21 protein-coding genes are annotated in these 19,510 nt (G+C 54.4%); 5 read left to right on the top strand and 16 right to left on the bottom strand.

Annotated elements, in window-relative coordinates:
- Positions 1-2 precede the first annotated feature (2 nt).
- Both EGO56_RS19895 and EGO56_RS19890 read left to right on the top strand, forming a co-directional pair.
- The gene (locus EGO56_RS19895; protein ID WP_135910780.1) at positions 3-950 is read left to right on the top strand and encodes a carbohydrate kinase family protein; all 948 of its coding nucleotides are present in this window, start codon (positions 3-5) and stop codon (positions 948-950) included.
- A 2-nt stretch (positions 951-952) separates the two neighbouring features.
- Positions 953-2,035 (top strand): ABC transporter ATP-binding protein, encoded by a 1,083-nt coding sequence (locus EGO56_RS19890; RefSeq protein ID WP_135910779.1) that lies wholly within the window; start codon positions 953-955, stop codon positions 2,033-2,035.
- A 71-nt stretch (positions 2,036-2,106) separates the two neighbouring features.
- Here the strand turns inward: EGO56_RS19890 and EGO56_RS19885 are convergent, their stop codons facing one another.
- Positions 2,107-4,047, bottom strand: coding sequence for a methyl-accepting chemotaxis protein (locus EGO56_RS19885; protein WP_135910778.1), 1,941 nt, complete (start codon positions 4,045-4,047; stop codon positions 2,107-2,109).
- Positions 4,048-4,568: 521 nt separating this feature from the next.
- Here EGO56_RS19885 and EGO56_RS19880 point away from each other — a divergent pair.
- Positions 4,569-5,696, top strand: coding sequence for a Fic family protein (locus EGO56_RS19880; RefSeq protein ID WP_135910777.1), 1,128 nt, complete (start codon positions 4,569-4,571; stop codon positions 5,694-5,696).
- A gap of 78 nt (positions 5,697-5,774) precedes the next feature.
- Here EGO56_RS19880 and EGO56_RS19875 read toward each other — a convergent pair whose 3' ends face one another.
- The 15 genes from EGO56_RS19875 to EGO56_RS19805 all read right to left on the bottom strand — a co-directional run bounded on the left by EGO56_RS19875 (position 5,775) and on the right by EGO56_RS19805 (position 18,276).
- Positions 5,775-6,116 carry a YebG family protein gene (locus tag EGO56_RS19875; RefSeq protein ID WP_135910776.1) on the bottom strand — a complete coding sequence of 114 codons (342 nt, stop codon included), beginning with the start codon at positions 6,114-6,116 and terminating at the stop codon, positions 5,775-5,777.
- A gap of 156 nt (positions 6,117-6,272) precedes the next feature.
- The gene (locus tag EGO56_RS19870) at positions 6,273-7,067 is read right to left on the bottom strand and encodes an SIR2 family protein (protein ID WP_010247078.1); all 795 of its coding nucleotides are present in this window, start codon (positions 7,065-7,067) and stop codon (positions 6,273-6,275) included.
- A complete protein-coding gene (locus EGO56_RS19865) occupies positions 7,064-7,624 on the bottom strand; it encodes a non-canonical purine NTP pyrophosphatase (protein WP_033735745.1) in 561 nt (186 codons plus the stop codon). The genes EGO56_RS19870 and EGO56_RS19865 overlap by 4 nt, the downstream gene beginning before the upstream one ends.
- 151 nt (positions 7,625-7,775) lie before the next feature.
- The gene (locus tag EGO56_RS19860; RefSeq protein WP_135910775.1) at positions 7,776-8,675 is read right to left on the bottom strand and encodes an ABC transporter substrate-binding protein; all 900 of its coding nucleotides are present in this window, start codon (positions 8,673-8,675) and stop codon (positions 7,776-7,778) included.
- A complete protein-coding gene (locus EGO56_RS19855) occupies positions 8,672-9,466 on the bottom strand; it encodes an amino acid ABC transporter ATP-binding protein (RefSeq protein WP_013196298.1) in 795 nt (264 codons plus the stop codon). Before EGO56_RS19855 ends, EGO56_RS19860 begins: the two co-directional genes overlap by 4 nt.
- A complete protein-coding gene (locus tag EGO56_RS19850; RefSeq protein ID WP_135910774.1) occupies positions 9,450-10,376 on the bottom strand; it encodes an amino acid ABC transporter permease in 927 nt (308 codons plus the stop codon). Before EGO56_RS19850 ends, EGO56_RS19855 begins: the two co-directional genes overlap by 17 nt.
- 9 nt (positions 10,377-10,385) lie before the next feature.
- A complete protein-coding gene (locus EGO56_RS19845) occupies positions 10,386-10,904 on the bottom strand; it encodes a GNAT family N-acetyltransferase (RefSeq protein WP_033735754.1) in 519 nt (172 codons plus the stop codon).
- Between the two features lie 10 nt (positions 10,905-10,914).
- Positions 10,915-11,856, bottom strand: a complete 942-nt coding sequence (locus tag EGO56_RS19840) for an ABC transporter substrate-binding protein (RefSeq protein WP_135910773.1) — start codon at positions 11,854-11,856, stop codon at positions 10,915-10,917.
- An 11-nt stretch (positions 11,857-11,867) separates the two neighbouring features.
- On the bottom strand, positions 11,868-13,181 hold the full coding sequence (locus EGO56_RS19835) for an LLM class flavin-dependent oxidoreductase (RefSeq protein WP_135910772.1): 1,314 nt from the start codon (positions 13,179-13,181) through the stop codon (positions 11,868-11,870).
- 80 nt (positions 13,182-13,261) lie between these two features.
- Complete coding sequence (locus EGO56_RS19830) at positions 13,262-14,413, bottom strand: amidohydrolase (RefSeq protein ID WP_135910771.1); 1,152 nt, start codon at positions 14,411-14,413, stop codon at positions 13,262-13,264.
- A 19-nt stretch (positions 14,414-14,432) separates the two neighbouring features.
- Positions 14,433-15,431 (bottom strand): MsnO8 family LLM class oxidoreductase, encoded by a 999-nt coding sequence (locus EGO56_RS19825; protein WP_061060762.1) that lies wholly within the window; start codon positions 15,429-15,431, stop codon positions 14,433-14,435.
- Between the two features lie 307 nt (positions 15,432-15,738).
- Complete coding sequence (locus tag EGO56_RS19820) at positions 15,739-16,320, bottom strand: hypothetical protein (RefSeq protein ID WP_135910770.1); 582 nt, start codon at positions 16,318-16,320, stop codon at positions 15,739-15,741.
- Entirely contained in the window at positions 16,317-16,679 is a 363-nt protein-coding gene (locus tag EGO56_RS19815) for a tlde1 domain-containing protein (protein WP_135910769.1), read from the bottom strand. Before EGO56_RS19815 ends, EGO56_RS19820 begins: the two co-directional genes overlap by 4 nt.
- Entirely contained in the window at positions 16,679-17,167 is a 489-nt protein-coding gene (tssD, locus tag EGO56_RS19810) for a type VI secretion system tube protein TssD (protein ID WP_135910768.1), read from the bottom strand. The genes EGO56_RS19815 and tssD overlap by 1 nt, the downstream gene beginning before the upstream one ends.
- A 374-nt stretch (positions 17,168-17,541) precedes the next feature.
- Positions 17,542-18,276 carry a GntR family transcriptional regulator gene (locus tag EGO56_RS19805; RefSeq protein ID WP_135910767.1) on the bottom strand — a complete coding sequence of 245 codons (735 nt, stop codon included), beginning with the start codon at positions 18,274-18,276 and terminating at the stop codon, positions 17,542-17,544.
- 432 nt (positions 18,277-18,708) lie between these two features.
- Between EGO56_RS19805 and EGO56_RS19800 the strand changes: the two genes are divergently transcribed.
- Both EGO56_RS19800 and EGO56_RS19795 read left to right on the top strand, forming a co-directional pair.
- Positions 18,709-19,158 carry a PTS sugar transporter subunit IIA gene (locus EGO56_RS19800; protein ID WP_135910766.1) on the top strand — a complete coding sequence of 150 codons (450 nt, stop codon included), beginning with the start codon at positions 18,709-18,711 and terminating at the stop codon, positions 19,156-19,158.
- 48 nt (positions 19,159-19,206) lie between these two features.
- Complete coding sequence (locus tag EGO56_RS19795) at positions 19,207-19,479, top strand: PTS sugar transporter subunit IIB (RefSeq protein ID WP_003855084.1); 273 nt, start codon at positions 19,207-19,209, stop codon at positions 19,477-19,479.
- Positions 19,480-19,510 lie beyond the last annotated feature (31 nt).

Here is a 19,510-nt window from a genome sequence, read left to right as displayed (position 1 = left end):
TTATGGACAAGACCATCGCGTCCACGCTCTATGTGGTAGGCAATATCAATGTCGATTTAATCATGAGTACGCTCAGCGACTGGCCGAAACGCGGCACGGAAGTGATGCTGCAGCACAGCGAGCTACGTCCCGGCGGGTCTGCGGGTAACTGTGCGCTGGCGCTGGAGGCGATGCAGGTGCCGCATCGGGCCATCGCGAATCAGGGCGACGATGGCTTCAGCCACTGGCTCGCCAGTCACTTTCCCCACAGCGCTGCACACTGGCCGCGCTACGCCTGTGAGACCTCGCTGACGGTGGGCGTTACCCATCCCGATAACGAACGATCGTTTCTGAGCAATCACGGCCATATTACCGTCCTGACCGCGGACGATGTGCTGGCTCAGCTGCCGCTGCAGGCGACGCCGGGCGACATCGTGCTGCTGTGCGGCACCTTTCTCTGTCTTGAACTCTATGACCACTATCCGGCGCTACTGACTGAGCTACAAAAGCGTGGCTTCAGTGTGGCCGTGGATACCGGCTGGCCACCTGCGGGCTGGAGCGATGAGCTTCGCCTTGAGATGGGCAGATGGCTGGCGGACTGCGACTGGCTACTGCTGAATGAGGTTGAAGCGCTGGGTTTAGCAGGCGCAGATTTGCTGGATCAAAGCGGTAAACAGCTGGCCGCCCGTCTCAGTGGTCGCGGCGGTTGTGTGATTAAATGTGGCGCAGAGGGCGCACGTCTCTGGTCTGCCGCCTCTGTGCAGTTTGCCGCCGCCCAGCCGGTAACGGTGGTGGATACCATCGGTGCCGGAGACAGTTTTAATGCCGGTTTTCTGGCTGCACTGCTCTACCGCCAGTCATCGCTCACCGCGCTGCGCTGGGGCATTGAAGTGGCCTCACAGGCGATAAGCAGCTCTCCGCGTCGCTATCCCAGCTGGCAACAACTCCAATTAACCAATGAGGTGCGCTGACCATGGCCAGTGTTGAACTTGTACAGGTGGCGAAGCGCTACGGAAAACAGAGCGTGCTGCATCCGCTCGATTTAACCATTCCCGACGGCAGTTTTACCGTGCTGGTCGGTCCCTCCGGCTGCGGCAAGTCTACCCTGCTGCGGCTGCTCGCCGGCCTGGATAGCGTCTCTGACGGGGCGATTATGCTGGATAAAAAGCAGATCAATGACCTCGATCCCGCCGACCGGGATATCGCGATGGTGTTTCAGAGCTATGCGCTTTATCCGCATCTGACCGTTGCCGAAAATCTGGCGTTTCACATGCAGGTGAAAAAGGTGAAGCGCGAGGAGCAGAAAAGCAAAATCGCCCGTATCGCGGCTATTCTGGGTATCGACCAGCTGCTGCAGCGTTATCCACGGGCGTTGTCCGGCGGGCAGCGGCAGCGTGTGGCGATGGGCCGGGCGATGGTGCGCAATCCGCAGGTATTTATGTTCGATGAGCCGCTCTCTAACCTGGATGCGCAGTTACGCATGGAGCTGCGTGCCGAGATTAAGTCCCTGCATCAGCGTTTCAAAACCACGATGGTTTATGTCACGCACGATCAGGTCGAGGCGATGACGCTGGCGGATCAGATTGTGGTAATGAAAGATGGTGTGATTGTGCAACAGGGTGCGCCGCTGGCGATTTACGACCGGCCGGTTAACACCTTTGTGGCGCGTTTTATTGGTTCACCGCCGATGAACCTGCTGGATGCGCGTTTCCAGACTCGCGATGGTCTGCCCGGCGTCTGCTGTGGCGAGCAATGGCTGCCGTTGCCCGGTCGCTGGCACCACGCCGCGCTGCAGCAGGCCGATCAGCCGGTGACGCTGGGTGTACGACCCCACGATCTGATTTTTGATGCCTGCGGGCAACCGGCGGCGGTGAACATTGTGGAGATTACCGGCGAGTCGACACTATTACATCTGAACTGGCAGGGTTTCCCGCTGCATATGCAGCTGACTGGTCGGAGCGATGCCGTGCCGGGCGGCACGCTGCCGGTGACCGTGAAACCGGATAAGATGCACCTGTTCGATGCCAGCAGCGGTGTGCGGCTGACGGAACAATGATAAAAAAACCCGCCGCTGGCGGGTTTTTTAGTCTGTGAAGCAGATATGGGCTCAGGGAGCATACGTCCGCTTTACGCCAGATGAAACTGCTCCACCGTCTGTGACAGCTGCTGCGCCTGGTCTTCCAGCGAACTGGCGGCCGCCGACATCTGCTGTACCAGTGCGGCGTTCTGCTGGGTGACGCCATCCATTTCATTGACCGCAATCGTTACCTGGCTGATGCCGCGCGCCTGTTCGCTTGACGCTGTAACGATCTCACCGATAATCCCCTGCACTGAATTCACCGCCTGCATCATCTCCTGCATGGTCTTACCGGCATCGTTTACCAGCCGGACGCCACTCTCAACACGTACGCTCGACTCTTCAATCAGTGCGCCGATCTCTTTCACCGCATTAGCACTGCGCTGGGCCAGATTTCGCACTTCCGACGCGACCACCGCAAAACCGCGGCCCTGCTCACCGGCGCGTGCTGCTTCTACCGCCGCGTTGAGCGCCAGAATATTGGTCTGGAAGGCAATGCTATTGATCATGGTGGTAATGTCGCCAATCTTTTTCGAGCTGTCATCGATCTGCGCCATGGTCTGCACCACTTCGCCCACCAGCGAGGCACCGCGACTGGCAATGTGCGTCGCGTTTTCAGTCAGGCTGGTCGCCTGCTGCGCATTATCGGCATTCAGGCGGATCGTGGCGCTGATCTGCTCCATGCTGGCTGCGGTCTGCTCCAGTGCGGCGGCCTGTTCTTCAGTGCGTGACGCCAGATTGAGGTTGCCGCTGGCAATTTCGCCCGCGCCCTGTCGTACAGATTCACTGGAATCTTTAATCTGCCCGACAATCTGCCGGAGCTGGCTTTGCATAGTATGAAGCGCAAAGAAGAGGCTGCTGCGATCGCCGTTTTTCACTGCAATCGCGTTATCCAGCTTGCCATCCGCGACGGCCAGCGCAATATTTGCCGCTTCAATCGGCTCGCCGCCAATCGGACGCAGCACCTTACGGCTGAACAGCATGCCCAGTACGGTGCCGACCAGCAGAATACTGACCACCATCAGCAACAGCGCCCACATCAGCTGCCGGTTGGCAGCAGCCATCACCTGACTGACCGGTGCGACGACGCCGAGATACCAGGGTTTGTCACTGTTACCAATTACCACCGGCTGCCAGGTGACTAATGCTTCTTCACCCAGCACGGCATCAAAATGCTGTACGACTTTCGTCGTAAAGCCATCTTTTTCGCCTTTCCAGGGTTTACCCGCTTCCTCTTTCACTGGCGAGGACACCACATTTCCGCCATTCGAGAGCAACAGCGCATAGCCGCTGCCCTGCCAGGGTTTGATTTGATTCACTTTCTGCTGCAGAGAGGCCAGTGAAATGTCAGAGGTGACGATCGCTTTTAAGGTGCCCTGATCGATAATCGCGGCAGCCACGGAAGTCAGCAATGTCGGCACGCCGTTATAGGCATAGCTGTAAGGTTCGGTAAGCGTATCTTTTTGTGATTTTTGCGGGATCAGATAGTAATCGCCCTGACCCGGCGTCAGATAGGAGAGCAGCGGATGCATCGCGTATTTACCTGATGCGTCACGATCCACAAAAAAAGCATAGCGTCCCTGTGGCGCCTGGCCCGGCTGTGACACGAACTCCGCATCGCGGCCATCAAACGCATTCTGTTCGAATATTACCGACATCGACAGATAATCAGGGTTGGCGCGCAGCGCATACTCCATGACTTTATCGGCCACTTTACGGTCGGTAATAGCGGCCTGAGGCAGCGCAATCAGACTTTGCCCGAGATGACTGGCAACATCACGGGCATGACCCAGCTCCTGCTGCACCTGAAGCGCACGGCTCTGTGCTATCTGCTGCAGATAGTTTTCTGCGAGTACCTTCTGTTCTTTACCCGATTGCCAGCTGAGGACGCCGATAGTCACGGTAAATCCCAGCATAATTGTCAAACCACCCATGATCAGCATCTGTGCACGGGTACTCATTCTTTTCTTATGTGTTAACTGACTGGCCATAGTGATTCCCCTGGAATTTACCTGTTTCTTTCCCTCCTTGTGATTACGTTGCTCCTGAGATCATCTATCGGCGGCGTTTTTTTGAACTTTAGTCAGCGTAATTCTGGCGGGCTGCCTGTCTGGCTGTGAGTCATTCAGGAAAATTGATCGCAAAGAGGATATGGCGCTGCGTATGAACAGGCTTTTTTTGATCTGCAACAATACTGCTGCCCGCCTTTACTGTCAGTTTATGTCAACAGTTGCTGTAGCCCTTTGTCACTGTGGAGAGAGATCAATGATCGGTAAATCAGGATTAGCCATTGGGATGGTTGTCTGGCTGGCGTATGTTGCCTGGATCGTTCACTACTATTCAGACACCTTTATGCAGTTCTCCCGCTAAGCAAACAGGACCTTCGGGTCCTTTTTTTTGTCCTTAATTCCTTACGGTTGGCCTGTGAGCCGGATATTCGCTATTATCGACTCATTCTGTGAGCCGAATAGCAAACTCTATTCGGCTCATCTCCTCTTACTGTGAGCCAACTATGAGCGTTAACTGGATCTGGCAGCAGCCGGACTGGCCCGATTTTCAATGGCAGGATGCCGTTCTGCTACCGCGCCTGCGCCATCTGCAGCAGCAGCGCGGGTTGCTGCTGGGACGAGCCAGCCTGCAGTCAGACAGTGATTCGCAGACGCTGGATACCCTGCTGAGTAATATCCTTTCCTCTTCCGCGATTGAAGAGGAGCGGGTAAACGTGCAGTCAGTACGCTCATCGCTGGCGCGCCGGTTAGGCGTCACGGAAGAACAGCCTTATCCGGTCTCCGATCGCTCGGAAGGGCTGGCCGCGATGATGCTTGATGCTATCAACAATCGCAGCCAGCCACTGACGCCTGAACGATTATTTCAGTGGCATCACTGGCTTTTCCCGGCAGATGAATGGACGGTACAGCGTCTGAGCGTCGGCACGCTGCGCGGCAGTGAGCCGATGCAGGTGATCTCTGGTCGCATCGATCGCCCCACGGTGCATTTTGAAGCCCCACCGCGACAGGGACTGGAGCCGCAGCTGACACAGTTTATTGAGTGGTTCAACAGCAGTCAGCATGACGTGATGCTGGACCCGCTGCTGCGCGCCGCCATCTGTCATCTCTGGTTTGTCACCCTGCACCCGTTTGATGACGGTAATGGGCGTATCACGCGTGCGTTAACCGATCTGGCACTGGCGCAGGCCGACAGCCAGAGCATCCGCCTGTATGCCATGTCGCCCGCTATTCTGGCGCAGCGTGCCGGTTATTACCGCATCCTTGAGCAGACGCAGAAAGGCGGCCTTGATATCACAGACTGGCTGGTGTGGTTTCTTGATATCCTGGATGAGAGCCTGAAGCAGGCGATGAACGTTATCGATCGCACCCAGATGAAAGCGCGTTTCTGGCTGCGTCATCAGGGAATGGGATTGAGCGCGGAACAGGTAAAAGTACTGAACCGACTGCTTGACGGCGGTGAGCAGGGTTTTGAACTGGGGATCAGCGCCAGCCAGTATCAGAAGGTGGCTAAAGTGAGTAAAGCGACCGCGACCCGTCATCTGGCGGATCTGGTAGAGAAAGGCTGTCTCTACCGGCTGGAGGGTGGCGGACGAAGCACGCGCTATCAGGTTGATACCCGCGACAATCATTAAGTCCTGATGGGGTGCGAGTGATGATAATCGCCGCTAAAAACAGCAACGCCGGAAGGTTCGCTTCCGGCGTTGTGGCAATCAGGCAGCTTTAACGGCGCGTACTTTCTTCGCAGCAGGCTCTTCCGCCTGATCATCCGCACCCTCTTCTGCCACGGCTTCAGGCTTCGTCGTGCCTGCGGCCACGTCCGGCAGTTTGCTGGTGCGCAGAATATGCTGCACCGCATCTTTCTGCTCGGCAATCAGCAGGCCCAGCGTTTCTGCCTGAGATTCCTCCAGTGCAGGTTGATGCTGTAACAGCCAGTCAGTGAAGGCTTCGGCCATATCGAGCATTTTGTCGTAGGCATCGGCCTCTTTCTTATTGGCAAACGTCATCTTCTCTTCACCCTTTCTGACTACAACAAATTTTGTTTCAACAGCCATCTTTTCGCCCTCAGGTACTGTGTATACATACAGTATATCATGCCGGTTATGCTTTGCCAGCAGAGAATAGAGTTTATCGGTTATGCACGAGCTAACCTTAACCGGACGCAGGTTTTTTTCTTTTTCCTGTCGCTTTTCTGCCGGACGTTATGCGGACTACACCAGCAACTCTTCAAGGAACATCGCCAGCGCCTTGCGCGGATCGTCCTCTTCCGAAACGATCACCTCGATCCCCCACTGCCCCAGCACCTCTTTGGCTACCGGGTTATTACGGTTAGTGAACAGGTACGATTTTGGCCGGGCCGTCGCCAGCCCGGTGCGGCCCCACATCTTGGTCAGACGGTAAAACAGCAGGCGAATGTTGAAATCACTGATGCTGTAGCCGACAAACAGCACGGAGTTGCCCATTACGTCATGAGTCAGTTTGATGTCGAGCGGTGAGTCAAAATAGAGGCGTTCGAAATAGCTGCTCTCATCGAGCACGATAGAGGTGTCATCATCGAAGTCACCGTGCAGCTTGATGATGTGACGTTTATCTTCGGTCAGCGAGACCAGGTCAGCGGCGTTCGCCACTTTGTAATAGGGAACGCCGTGCGCCTCGTGCGCCGCTTCCAGCCAGCGATCGTAATTGGTGGTATAGATGCGCGAGAAGTTACCCTGAGTAATCATGGTATGAATTTCAGAAGACCGGACATCGATATCCGGCCGGTGCCACTCGCGATCCATCCAGCTGCGCAGCGGGCCAAGCGACCCTTTCTTCTGCTTGTAATACTCCGCCAGTGACAGGTGCGTACCGTAGGTATTGAAGATTTTGGGATCGTAACCCAGCTCGTTAGCCAGGTGAGCAATCAGTTCATGCCACTCGGGGAGGCCAAAATTACGCGAAATACCGGCACCGGCAAACAGAATAAGTTTGCCGGAATCATAGGCGCGTTTGAGTTCAGGTTTCATGCCACTCCCCGAGAGGTTTTTAAAAAGGTGGCGAAGCGATCCAGCGCGATGCGCCGCATCGAGATCTCATTCTTGAGTTCGCCCATTTCTGCAAAGGTCTGCTCATACCCTTCGGGGATAAAGACGCAATCCCACTGGAAGCCGCGCGTCCCAGCGGGTTTCGCGGCGATGGTGCCGCGCAGTTCACCCGAGAACTGATACATTTTGCGGCCGTCGCAGTAGCCGAGCACTGTTTTGGCCGTCACGGCCTGGCTATCCAGTCCCTGCACCAGCGCGGTAAAGCGCTCAGCGTCCAGGCGGTTCCAGAAGATGCGGGTCAGACCGGCGGGCAGACCATTGAGGCCATCCAGATAGAGACCGGTATGCTCAACAAACAACGGTCGCCCAATCAGCGAAAAGGCTTTGGTCAGTTTATCGCGCACCAGGTCCAGCTCGTTTTCAGTCTGAATTTCTTCGATACGACGGGCGATGGGTAATACTTCGACCCCGACAGGCTCGAGTATCTTACGCACCTCCGCCAGCTTTTGCTCATTGGCAGAAAGGAATCTGATTTTCATGGGGCTTCCAGGTCAATTACTCCGCCACGCAGTGAGGATTTTTTACGAAAACAGGCGGGCAGGATAAATCACTAACGCTGGAGAGTGTAGTTCAATTCTGTGGTCATCAGATTGCAGAACCGGCTTCAGCAGGAGAGCCGGTTCTGCCGACTCAGTAAACAATGCCCGGCGGATTCACCGTGGAGTGCGTCACAGCTTCATCCTGTTCACCCCAGCGCGTCAGCACCTGCTGATACTGCCCGCCCGTAATGGTGCCATCCAGCGCAGTCTGCAATGCGGGTGCCAGGCCATTCCCTTTTTTAGTGGTCACGGCAACCCAGGCGCGAAACGGTCCGCTGCCAACCAGCTTTGTCTGGCCGCGTGACGCCACTTTCCAGGCGGCCATCGAGTGCGGGCCAAAGATCGCATCAGCCCGCCCCGACAGCAGCGTCAGGGTCGCCGACGCATCATCGGTAAGGTAAATCGGGGTCACCGGTGGCAGACCTTTAGCCCGGTTCTGCTGATCCCAGCTCAGTAATATGCGCTCCTGATTGGTGCCCGATGAGACGATAATCCGCTTACCGGCAATATCCGGCGGGCTGCTAATCTGGCTGATTTTACTGTCGCTTTTTACCGCAAAGGCGTGGTTATCAGCGCGATAGGTCGCAAAATCGAACTTCTTCTTACGCTCTTCAGTAACGGCAATGTTAAACATCGCGACATCATAGCGTCCGGCGCTGATGCCCAGAGGCCAGTCCTCCCACGAGGCCGGAACCAGCTTCAGCTTTAACCCCAGACTGTCAGCCAGCAGCCTGGCGATGTCCGGATCGCTGCCGATCCGCGTGACGTTGTCAGACGCCAGCAGCGACAGCGGCGGTGAGTTAGTCGCGGCAGTCGCAACCGTCAGCGTACCGGGCTCGATAAAGTGAAAGTCAGCCGGGATTTTCGCGATCGCCTGCGGATTCGCCGGAGCATGGATTGGCGTCTCGTTTTTCAGTACATCGAGCTTCTCCGCCGCCGGACAGCTCAGCACCGGGAGCAGCGTCAGCGCTGTTAACGTCAGCGCCCTCATAACACGCGCGCCAGAAAACGGCGGGTGCGCTCATGGCGCGGATTGTTCAGTACCTGCGTGGTGCTGCCCTGCTCAACAATCCGGCCATCCACCATAAAGACCACGTTGTCCGCCACTTCACGGGCAAAGCCGATCTCATGGGTCACAATCACCAGCGTGGTACCGGAACGCGCCAGCTTTTTGATCACATCGAGCACTTCACCAACCAGCTCCGGGTCCAGCGCCGAGGTCGGTTCATCGAACAGCATCACGCGGGGATTGAGCATCAGGGCACGCGCAATAGCGATACGCTGCTGCTGCCCGCCCGACAGATGACGCGGCCAGGCATCGGCTTTATGGCGCAGGCCGACAATATCCAGCAGTTCACCCGCCCGCGCTATCGCTTCAGATTTCGTCAGCTGACGATGGGCAATCGGCGCTTCAATCAGGTTATCCAGCACGCTGAGGTGCGGAAACAGATTAAAGTTCTGGAACACGTAGCCGACGTTGATACGCTGCCGCAGAATCGCCTTCTCTTTGAGTTCATACAGCTTGTCGCCGCGCTGCTGATAGCCGATGAAGTCGCCATCAATCTGAATGAATCCCTCGTCGACCCGCTCCAGATGATTGATGGTGCGCAGCAGCGTGGATTTTCCGGAGCCGGACGGCCCCAGAATCACCGTGACCGATCCAGGCTCCAGCGACAGCGAAACATCATCCAGCGCTGTGTGTTTACCAAAACGCTTGGTCACGCCGGTAATACTGATGGCACCTGTGGTGTGTGAAGTGCGGTAATCAATGGCTTCGGACATGGCTGATCTCCTCGGTCGGATGAAGTGGCGTGACGCGGTTGCGCCATTGTTGCCAGCGCGAAGGCTGCGGCTCACGGTTCACGCTGCGGGCCAGCCAGCGCTCAACGTAATACTGAATCACGGACAGGACGGTGGTGATAATCAGATACCAGGCGGCACCGACCATCAGCAGCGGGATCACTTCCTGATTACGGTTGTAAATCATCTGGATGGTGTAAAACAGCTCCGGCATCGCCAGCACATAAACCACGGATGTGCCTTTCGCCAGGCTGATGATTTCGTTGAATGCGGTCGGAATAATGGCGCGCAGCGCCTGTGGCAGAATGATCCGGAAGGTCCGTCGTGAGGCGGAAAGCCCCAGCGCGGAAGCGGCTTCCACCTGACCGTGATCGACGCCGAGGATCCCGCCACGGATAATCTCCGCACTGTAAGCCGCCTGCACCAGCGTCAGACCAATTACCGCCGCCGGGAACTGGCCCAGCACGTTAATCGTCTGAAATGCGCCCCACGACAGGCCGGTAAACGGAATGCCAATCGACAGCGTGTCGTAGAGGTAGGAGAAGTTATAGAGAATGATCAGCACCACGATGAGCGGCAGCGAACGGAACAGCCAGATGTAGCCCCATGCCAGGGTGCTCAGCAGCCACGACGAGGAGAGACGCGCCAGCGCCAGCAGACCGCCAAAGAAGAGGCTGAAAATAGTGCCCAGCAGAGTCAGGAGCAGCGTCTGACCCAGGCCGTGCAGGATCACGGGATCAAAAAACCAGCGGGCAAACACGCCCCACTCCCAGCGCGGGTTAAAGGCCACTGACTGAATCACGCCCGCCAGGATAAACAGCGCCACGATAGCGCCTGCGGTGCGCGCCGGATAACGTGCCGGGACCACCTGCAGATGTTGATGTTTACTCATCGTCACTCCTTAACTTGCCGCAGCGACGTTATACACGCCGATCACTTTAATAAAGCGCAGTCGCCCGTCGTGTGGCGGCTGGCCGTAACGCTCCAGATCGCCGCTCAGGTCGAACTGTGGCTGATAGCCGTGACCGGTATAAAGCCGCACCGCCTCCGGCTGGCGAAAGCCAGTGGTGAGAAACAGCCGCTGATAGCCCGCCTGCAGGGCGCGCCGTTCCAGCTCCTGCAACACCACCAGCGCCAGCCCCTGACGGCGCAGATCGCTGCGGGTCCAGATGCGTTTCAGCTCAGCGGTCTGCGGGTCATAAGGTTTGTAAGCGCCCATCGCGATGATTTCGCCGTCGCGCTCCAGCACAATAAACAGTCCCTGCGGCGGCAGATACCATTCGGTCAGCTCCTGCTCCTGCTCGTTACGGCGTGAGAAAAAGTCGCCATAACGTGCTGAATATTCACCAAACAAACCACCCAGAATCGGTTGCAGCTCGGGAGCCTCCGGCGAAACTTCGCGGAAAGTGGATTCACTCATGGTCAGCTCCTTAGTCGCCCAGGCCGGCGGGGTTGATTTCAGAACGATCGATATGCTCCACGCCTTCACCCCAGCGGTTCAGCACCTTCTGATAATCGCCATTGCCGATGACGCCATTCAGCGCGGTGCTGATCGGTTCCGCGAGGCCGCTGCCTTTCTTCACCGTCACGGCAATGTGCGCCGCTTTTGGCCAGCCGCCATCCACGCTGCCGACCAGCCGGGTTTTACCGGTCAGCGCCGCTTTCCAGGCACCAATCACGTTAGGACCGAAGTAGGCATCGGCCCGCCCCGCCTGCAGTGCCAGCGTCTGGGCGGCGTCATCTTTGGTATAGACCGGCGTAAAGGCTTTCAGGCCTTTTGCCTGATTCTCTTTATCCCACGCCAGCAGAATCGCCTCCTGATTGGTGCCGGATCCCACGATGATCCGCAGTCCGGCAATGTCTTCCGCTTTGGTCAGTGACTTAATCGGGCTACTGGTTTTGACATAAAAGCCGAGTGAGTCTTTGCGATAGGTGGCGAAGTCGAACTTCTCTTTGCGCTCTTTAGTCACGGTAATGTTGGAGATCGCCGCATCATACTTGCCCGAGGCCACACCCAGCGGCCAGTCTTCCCACGACGTCGGTACGACGTTAAGTTTTAATCCCAGGCTGTCCGCAACCAGTCGGGCAATATCCACTTCGCTGCCGAGCAGGGTTTTGTTGTCATCGGAAAACACCGTCAGCGGCGGAGAGTTCTGCGCCGCCACGGCCACGGTAAAGGCGCCCGGCACCACAAAGTGATGTCCCGCGGGCAGTTGCGCGATGGCGTCAGGATTTTTCACCGTATTAATCGGCGCTTTATTCGCTTCCAGGCTGACGCGCTGGCCGTTATAGGAAACGCTGGTGCCTTCAGCCAGCGCATGGCTGCTGGCGGCCAGAATAAGCAGGGCAAGAAGACGCGATGTTTTTTTCATGACGTAGGCTCTTATTTTGAGGTGAACTGATTAACGGGTTGTTTCAGGGAGAAGCTGTCGCGAAGGGTGCTGCCAGGGTAGTCGCGGCGCGTCAGGCCGCGAGCCTGCAGAATCGGCACCACGCGGTCGACAAAACGCTCAAAGGTATCGGGTGTGCCGCCATTAATGATGAAGCCGTCTGTGGCGTGGGTCTCAAACCAGAGCTGCAGGCCATCCGCGACCTCTTCCGGCGTGCCGTGAAACAGCGGACGCGGCGTTGCGGCTTCCAGTGCCGCCTGGCGCAGCATATGGCCATGCTGCTGTGCTTTGCGTTTGATCTCGTCGGTGGTGCTGCGGAAGCTGTTCTGCCCGATGTCGCCGATGTCCGGGAACGGCTCATCCAGCGGATATTGTGAAAAGTCATGGTGGTCGAAGAAACGACCGAGGTAGTTAAGTGCATCGGTAATCGATACCAGCGCCGCCGTGGTCTGATACTGACGCTCTACGTCTTCCGCATCATCACCCACGATCACGCTGACACCCTGGAAGATGTGCAGATCCTCTGGCTGGCGACCGTTCGCTACCAGCTGCTGTTTCACATCCTGATAAAATGCCTGGGCTTCTTCACGGGTTGGCTGATGGGTAAAGATGGCGTCAGCATGGCGCGCCGCCAGCTTTTTACCGTCATCGGACGCACCCGCCTGGAAGATGATCGGACGGCCCTGCGGCGTGCGGGCGATGTTAAGCGGTCCCTGCACCTGGAAGAAGTCACCGTGATGATCAAGCGTATGCAGCTTCGCCAGGTCGAAGAACTGGCCACTCTCCTTGTCCCGTACAAAGGCATCCTGCTCCCACGAATCCCACAAGCCTTTCACAACCTGCAGATACTCGTCGGCAATGCGGTAACGCAACGCGTGTTCCGGGTGTTTCTCGCGGGAAAAGTTTTTGGCGGAACCCTCCAGCGGCGAGGTGACAACGTTCCAGCCCGCACGCCCGCCGCTGAGGTGATCGAGGCTGGCAAACTGACGCGCCACGGTGAACGGCTCGCTGTAAGAGGTGGAAACGGTACCGACCAGCCCCAGATGTTCCGTGACGCCCGCCAGTGCCGAGAGCAGCGTCAGCGGTTCAAAACGATTAAGAAAGTGCGGGATCGATTTCTCATTAATAAACAACCCGTCGGCGACAAACAGAAAATCGAGCTTGCCCTGCTCCGCCTTGCGGGCGATTTTTTTGGCGTACTCCAGATTAATACTGGCATCGGCCTGCGCCGCCGGATGGCGCCAGGCAGACATGTTTCCCGACGCGCCATGCAGAATAGTGCCCAGCCGAAGTTGTCTTGTGGTCATGATGCTCTCTCTTTTTTAGTCGTAGCGATGCCCGACGAGGGTTGTCAGAACCCCCGTGTTTTAACGGGCTGCAAATGAATTCAGTTCAGAATGGCTTCCCGACATCGCGCATTGAGGTGTTGTAGCGCCTGGCGGGCCAGTCGGGCGAAGTAGTCGGCGGCGGGGGCAATCAGCGCCTCATCCGGGGTGAAGCTGGCATGGTGCAGACCGAAATCACTGGCGCTGCCGATGCTGACAAACGCACCCGGCACCTGTTGCAGATAGAACGCAAAATCCTCACCCAGCAGATGCAGTTCGGCGGACTGCACCCGATAGCCTGCCTGCTGCGCGACGTCACTGCTGAAGGTTGCCCAGTGCGCATCGTTGATTAGCACCGGCGGGCCGGGATGCCAGCTCAGGGTCGCCTGCGCGCCATTGGCTTCAGCAAAGTGCTCAACCAGCGTGCGCACCCGCTGTTCCAGTTCGGCACGCAGCTGTAAATCGTGAGTGCGGGCCGTGCCGCCAAACTCCACGCCGCCCGGCAATATGTTCCAGCTTTTGCCGCCGTCGATGCGGGTAATGCTCAGCACCAGACTGTCCAGCGCACTGAAGCTGCGACTGGTGAGTCCCTGTAAGGCCTGGATAATCTGACTGGCGGTGACAATACTGTCGACGCCCTGCTCCGGATAGGCGGCATGTGCGCCTTTGCCGGTAACGCGAATAATAAATTTGTCTGTATTGGCATAGAACGCGCCACTGCGGGTGGCAAAGGTGCCGACAGGCAGTGAAGGCTCGTTGTGCATGCCGAAAATAGCCTGAACCTCATCCAGCACGCCCGCGTCAATAAACTGGCGTGCTCCGCGCGCTATCTCCTCAGCGGGCTGAAACAGGATGCGCACCCGACCAGGCAACTGATCGGCCCCGGCGTTAAGCTGTAACGCCGCGCCCAGCATCACCGCGCTATGGAGGTCGTGACCGCAGGCGTGCATCACGCCGGGATGACGGGAGTGAAAACGCACGCCGCTCGCCTCATGGATCGGCAACGCATCGATGTCGGCGCGCAGGGCGATAACGGTCTCTCCGCTGCCAATTTCCGCCACAAGACCCGTCTCAAGGGGATAGTCGAGCAGCCGGATGCCCGCCGCCTGCAACCAGCCCCGCAGCCGGGCGGTGGTGGCGAACTCCTGACCCGACAGCTCCGGCCAGGTATGCAATTCACGCCGCCATTCAATCAGTTGTGATGCATTGCTCATGATGACTCTCCACTCAGACTCAGGCTGCAACCAGATGATGCGTAGCCAGCAACTCCAGTGACTGCAGGCGGGCAACCGGCTCGGTAATCGGCGTGTCGATAACGAATTCATCAATGTCGAAATTATGGTGCAGCGCATCCAGCTGGGCATGAACCTGTGCTGCGGTGCCTTTCAGCAGTGACGGCGTGCGCGGCTCAATCTGATAATCGCGATATCCACCCTGACGCACATAGCGCTCAGCCTGTTCAAGACTGCCGACGTTGACGCCAGGCCCGTCTTTCACCGACACATGATAATGACGCAGCGTGGAAACCAGCAGGTCAGCCTCGGCGGGCGAGTCGGCCACCACTACCTGAACAGCGACCAGTGCGCGCTGGCCATTACTGAGGCGAGAGAAGGTACTCAGTGCGTGCTCCAGCAACTGGCGGTCGCCATTGATATGAGCTGCAAAGACGAACTGCCAGCCCAGACTGGCCGCCAGCCGTGCGCTCTCTTCACTGGCACCCAGCAGAAAACGGTTAGCAGGACGTGATGGCAGCGGCGTCGCGGCTAAACTTTCGTCATCAGGCTGTACCTGTGTAGGTTTAAGCCAGCTATCCAGCAGCTGAAGCTGTTCGGCAAAGCTGCCTTTTTTAGCCGCATCGACACCCTGTTGCAGGGCATGGGTTGAAAGTGGCAGTCCGCCCGGCGCTTTGCCCACACCGAGATCGATGCGGCCCGGTGCCAGTGAGGCGAGCAGGTTAAAGTTTTCCGCCACTTTATACGGGCTGTAATGCTGCAACATCACCCCGCCCGAGCCGACACGAATATGGCGGGTCTGAGCAATGATCCAGGCAATCAACACTTCCGGTGAAGGACTGGCGAGCTGCGCAGTATTGTGATGTTCCGCCAGCCAGAAGCGGTGATAACCCCACTCCTCAGCTAACTGCGCCAGCTGCAGCGTGCGCTGCAGTGCTGCTGCAGGCGACTCGCCCTGCAGCACGGGCGCTTTGTCTAACAGACTTAATCGATATGCCATTCACCTGGTCCTTGTTCATTCCGGTTGCGGACCAGTGTGCTGCGCAGTCGATTATTGGTAAAACATCATATTGTTTTATGCTTTATTGAATTCGTCATAATGGGGAGATAATGAAGTCGACAGGAGGGTATAAGTCGATAAGGCTGGATGTCAGGGTGATATTTTGCGTTTAACGCTCTTCGTAAACTGATATTTATTTGCTCAAAACCAGTGCATGGCAAAGCTATGCAGAAAATTGTCTTATATTTTTTCAGGCGGGCGTCTGATTAAATCAGAGGTTATGTGTCAGATAACCTCTGGAATATGATTAGCTGGCCGTAATCTGGCTGATGATTACGCCTTTGGTGATGCCTTTTTCACGATAATATTGAAGACAGGTTGACTGTGTGAAATCACCGTAACGGCGTGAGTCATTGCAGTATTGCGTTATCTTCCCTTCGGGCTTGCTGGAGAACGTCGCGAAAAGAGTGGCTGTTGATGCACCGAGTAAAGGGATGCCTTTAACAGAGACATTCAGATAACGTTTATAGGCAGAACACCCTTTTTGCTTTTCCTCTCTGGCAATGGCTATTGCCGTTAAATCGCCCTGCCCCATTTCATTATCGGAGATAAACCAATAGGTTATGTTTTCGGATGTCAGGCAGAGCCATGATGCAAAATCATCCCGGTTAACCACTGCGCCAGTTTGTTTAGCGATATCAGTAAGGCGGCTAATCTCAAATGGAAAGAGCCGATCGCCAATAACCACTTTGGGCACTAAGTCCTTATGAGTGTCGTAATAAGTGACGGATGATTCTTCATTGTAATAATTTGCGCCGAAACCTGTCATCGGGTTAGCCATCAAAACAGGTGAAAAAACAGCAACAAATATAATAAGAAGTGATTTCATTTTACATTTAACTCCCTATCACCACTTGCCCAGATGCTTTTACGGACGCTGAGGGTAGCGATTATGCAGCCTTCTGATGAATCCAGTGGATGCTTCTTACTTGCTCCATGAATGCGAAATTCCGACCGGCCACACATAGCATTACTTAGAGCGGGTATGAGGTCGAGCGTGTATTTTCCGGTATGAACCGAATTATGGGGAGAACCAATGGTATAGCTGCCTCTGGGTAGTGGACCTTTATTGCTTACGCATTCCTGATCACTATCATTCTTATAACCCGTCGCTCCAGCGTAATTTGCGGTGTATGTTTCACCATTACGTGTGAAAGTGTGCGTTGCCACATTATATTCCCATGCCATTATGCATTCCTCTCGCTCCATGAATCAGAATGAATTACATTGCCATCCAGATAATGCCATGTAATTTTTTTATACAAAAAATCAATGTATTCAGCATGATTATGCTTTTCCCAATGATGATTTTTAACATCCATCATTAATGGCTCTATCTCTATAACCTTAACTTCCTCAAGTGTTGTTCTGAAATACTCTTGCTCCTGTCCATTATAGTTTATTCTATAGAATCTGAAGACTGCTGACTTTAATGTCTGACCTGTAGAGAGAGCTTTGTAAAGAAATGGAGAAGAATTATCGATTTCTTTCATAAACGAATAAGAACTATGCAAACTTTTTGCAGTAATTTTTCCGTTCAAAGGATCGGTAACTTGTTCAATGGAGTGCATCAGTTCGCTAACTTCTATACTCCCCTCCCTACCATTCAAATCAACATTTCCTTTTATGCGGATTCCGCCATCATCTTCAAGCCATAGGTAAACTGGAATAGCCATCGAGAACTCCTTTTCTTTATCAAAGAGCACATTAATTATCTGATATCATTTTTTTGCAAGGTAGCATTTAATTAATCTTTGATTTGAATCAAGCAATAACGTATTTAGAGCTTTTTTTCATAAATGAATTGAGCGATTGATTAGTTATTGAAGTAATTTGAAAAGAGTAAAACAGATCGAGTTCACCTGTAATCTTTAAGCCATTTTAAACCTGCTGACACAGAAGGCGGGCGATAAAATCATGCTGCTCATCAGAATTTTGTCTTCATATCAAAGCGCCACCTTCATGATTGAGAGAGAACTGACCTACCGATATCCTTGCAAAGTAATAACCTTTATTTCTGGAAAGTTCGTTGACTAAAGCTTGATTACACCTAAGGCCGCTGTGAATTTTGCTTCAACGGGAAATGTCGGGTGTTAATAATCGCCACATTCACTTCACAGGGAACACCGTCATCAAGGAAAACCGTCTCATTGAGCTGAATGACCGCATCCCCTGCCGCTAAGTTAAGCAGCGTCAGGGTCTGTGAATCCGTGAGGTTCACGGCCGTCAGATGCTGATCCCTGAGCTGCACTTTCTTACCGGTAACCTCTTCAATATAGGCATACTTTGAGACTTCCAGCTTGCTGAACTCAAGGCTATTAAACATATTCACCGGCAGATGAATATGTTCGAGAGCTACGGGGATATCATCGAAACACATCAGACGTAAAATTTTATAAATCTGATCGCTGTTTTTAATACGGAGCGCCTGCGCCATATCGGCTGATGGGACCTTAATGATGCTGACTGAAATGATTTTCCTGACGCCTTTATGACCTTTTCGTTGCGCCTGAAAATCAAACGGTGAAAGCACATGGTATCGATGTGCCTGGCTGCTTATTTCAGTGGAACCCACAAAGATACCTGAACCTTTAACGCGGTAGATTCTCTGCTGCTCAATCAGAATACGTGTCGCTTCACGAACCGTCGCACGGGTAATACCGATATTTTTTGCGATGGATATTTCGGTATCCAGCTTTTCTCCGGGGCGAAGGCCATCATCCTTAATTTTATTGAGGATGTAATCTACAACCTCTTTTTGCTTTTCTGTGATGCCATCAACCATCGAATGTCTTCCTGTATGCATGAAGGTGAAACGCCATCAATCCGTGTCAGTACAGTTCTGCCTGACATTGCCGGACAAGTACTACTTCGGCTACCTCAATATGTGACCAACTTATCAAAATGGCACTGATGTTAAGGCTGTTCAGCAATATTTTAACTTTACAGGTTGTGTCCGTACACGTCGAAGGACATCATCAGGATGACTAGACATCTTCAACATGTACAGATGTGATGACGAAGATGAAATATAACCTTACGCCCGCAGTCAGCAACTGATTTTTTCGTAACGCTATGAATAGTGGGTTTTTTAATAAAATCATGTCCTTCATTATCCTGAGCTTATATGGTCTGCAGGCGCAGTTAAAAAGGGTGAAGGGAGCATTTAAAAAAAACTGACTGTACATACTCATGCATTCTGAGAGGGATTAAAGCGATGTCACACCTGGCGAAGTGGTTAAACAACGAGAAAGTCCAGTACGTTGAACACGTTGCGGACTGGCAGGACGCGATAGCGATAGCCGGGCGTCCTCTGCTCAAAGAAGGCGCAATATCGCAGGATTATATTGATGCCATTATTCGACAAAAAGAGGAGATCGGTCCCTTTTTTGTTATCGCGCCGCAGATTGCTATGTCTCACGCGCGCCCTGAGGAAGGCGCGCACAAACTGGGCTTGTCGATTGTGCTGCTGGGCACACCCGTGAATTTTGACTCTGAAGAGAACGATCCGGTAAAAGCGATTTTTATGTTTTCAGCACCGGACAGTAATAGCCATATCGAAATGATTTCCCAGCTGGCAGAAGTTCTGTCCGATGAAAACATCATGGCACGGCTCTTTAATGCGAACAGCCAGGACGCGCTCATGACGATTTTATCAGGCGTCTGATCCGCCGGTTAAAATACGACTTTTAATCAACAGTTAATGAGGTTTGATATGAAGATTATGGCAGTGTGTGGTTCAGGTCTGGGCAGCAGCTTTATGATGGAAATGAACATCAAAAAAGTGCTTAAAACAATCGGCGTTGAAGCGGAAGTTGAACATTCGGATCTTGGCTCTGTTACTCCTGACGTGGCGGATGTATTTGTGATGGCAAAAGATATTGCCTACAGCGCAAACCTGCCGGAACAGAAGGTTATCATCATCAACAATATTATCGACCTGAAAGAAGTGGAGCAAAAAATACGCGAGTATTTTGAGAAAAACTGACGCGAATAATCAGATAAACGCCTTATCCTCG

It is taken from the genome of Pantoea vagans (genome assembly GCF_004792415.1).
In the GTDB taxonomy this organism is placed as follows: domain Bacteria; phylum Pseudomonadota; class Gammaproteobacteria; order Enterobacterales; family Enterobacteriaceae; genus Pantoea; species Pantoea vagans.
This window is presented reverse-complemented; position numbering and strand designations above follow the sequence as displayed.

Coding starts and splice junctions, on each gene's coding strand:
- EGO56_RS19895 (WP_135910780.1), top strand. CDS start 3: ATGGACAAGACCATCGCGTCCACGCTCTATGTGGTAGGCAATATCAAT.
- EGO56_RS19890 (WP_135910779.1), top strand. CDS start 953: ATGGCCAGTGTTGAACTTGTACAGGTGGCGAAGCGCTACGGAAAACAG.
- EGO56_RS19885 (WP_135910778.1), bottom strand. CDS start 4,047: ATGGCCAGTCAGTTAACACATAAGAAAAGAATGAGTACCCGTGCACAG.
- EGO56_RS19880 (WP_135910777.1), top strand. CDS start 4,569: ATGAGCGTTAACTGGATCTGGCAGCAGCCGGACTGGCCCGATTTTCAA.
- EGO56_RS19875 (WP_135910776.1), bottom strand. CDS start 6,116: ATGGCTGTTGAAACAAAATTTGTTGTAGTCAGAAAGGGTGAAGAGAAG.
- EGO56_RS19870 (WP_010247078.1), bottom strand. CDS start 7,067: ATGAAACCTGAACTCAAACGCGCCTATGATTCCGGCAAACTTATTCTG.
- EGO56_RS19865 (WP_033735745.1), bottom strand. CDS start 7,624: ATGAAAATCAGATTCCTTTCTGCCAATGAGCAAAAGCTGGCGGAGGTG.
- EGO56_RS19860 (WP_135910775.1), bottom strand. CDS start 8,675: ATGAGGGCGCTGACGTTAACAGCGCTGACGCTGCTCCCGGTGCTGAGC.
- EGO56_RS19855 (WP_013196298.1), bottom strand. CDS start 9,466: ATGTCCGAAGCCATTGATTACCGCACTTCACACACCACAGGTGCCATC.
- EGO56_RS19850 (WP_135910774.1), bottom strand. CDS start 10,376: ATGAGTAAACATCAACATCTGCAGGTGGTCCCGGCACGTTATCCGGCG.
- EGO56_RS19845 (WP_033735754.1), bottom strand. CDS start 10,904: ATGAGTGAATCCACTTTCCGCGAAGTTTCGCCGGAGGCTCCCGAGCTG.
- EGO56_RS19840 (WP_135910773.1), bottom strand. CDS start 11,856: ATGAAAAAAACATCGCGTCTTCTTGCCCTGCTTATTCTGGCCGCCAGC.
- EGO56_RS19835 (WP_135910772.1), bottom strand. CDS start 13,181: ATGACCACAAGACAACTTCGGCTGGGCACTATTCTGCATGGCGCGTCG.
- EGO56_RS19830 (WP_135910771.1), bottom strand. CDS start 14,413: ATGAGCAATGCATCACAACTGATTGAATGGCGGCGTGAATTGCATACC.
- EGO56_RS19825 (WP_061060762.1), bottom strand. CDS start 15,431: ATGGCATATCGATTAAGTCTGTTAGACAAAGCGCCCGTGCTGCAGGGC.
- EGO56_RS19820 (WP_135910770.1), bottom strand. CDS start 16,320: ATGAAATCACTTCTTATTATATTTGTTGCTGTTTTTTCACCTGTTTTG.
- EGO56_RS19815 (WP_135910769.1), bottom strand. CDS start 16,679: ATGGCATGGGAATATAATGTGGCAACGCACACTTTCACACGTAATGGT.
- tssD (WP_135910768.1), bottom strand. CDS start 17,167: ATGGCTATTCCAGTTTACCTATGGCTTGAAGATGATGGCGGAATCCGC.
- EGO56_RS19805 (WP_135910767.1), bottom strand. CDS start 18,276: ATGGTTGATGGCATCACAGAAAAGCAAAAAGAGGTTGTAGATTACATC.
- EGO56_RS19800 (WP_135910766.1), top strand. CDS start 18,709: ATGTCACACCTGGCGAAGTGGTTAAACAACGAGAAAGTCCAGTACGTT.
- EGO56_RS19795 (WP_003855084.1), top strand. CDS start 19,207: ATGAAGATTATGGCAGTGTGTGGTTCAGGTCTGGGCAGCAGCTTTATG.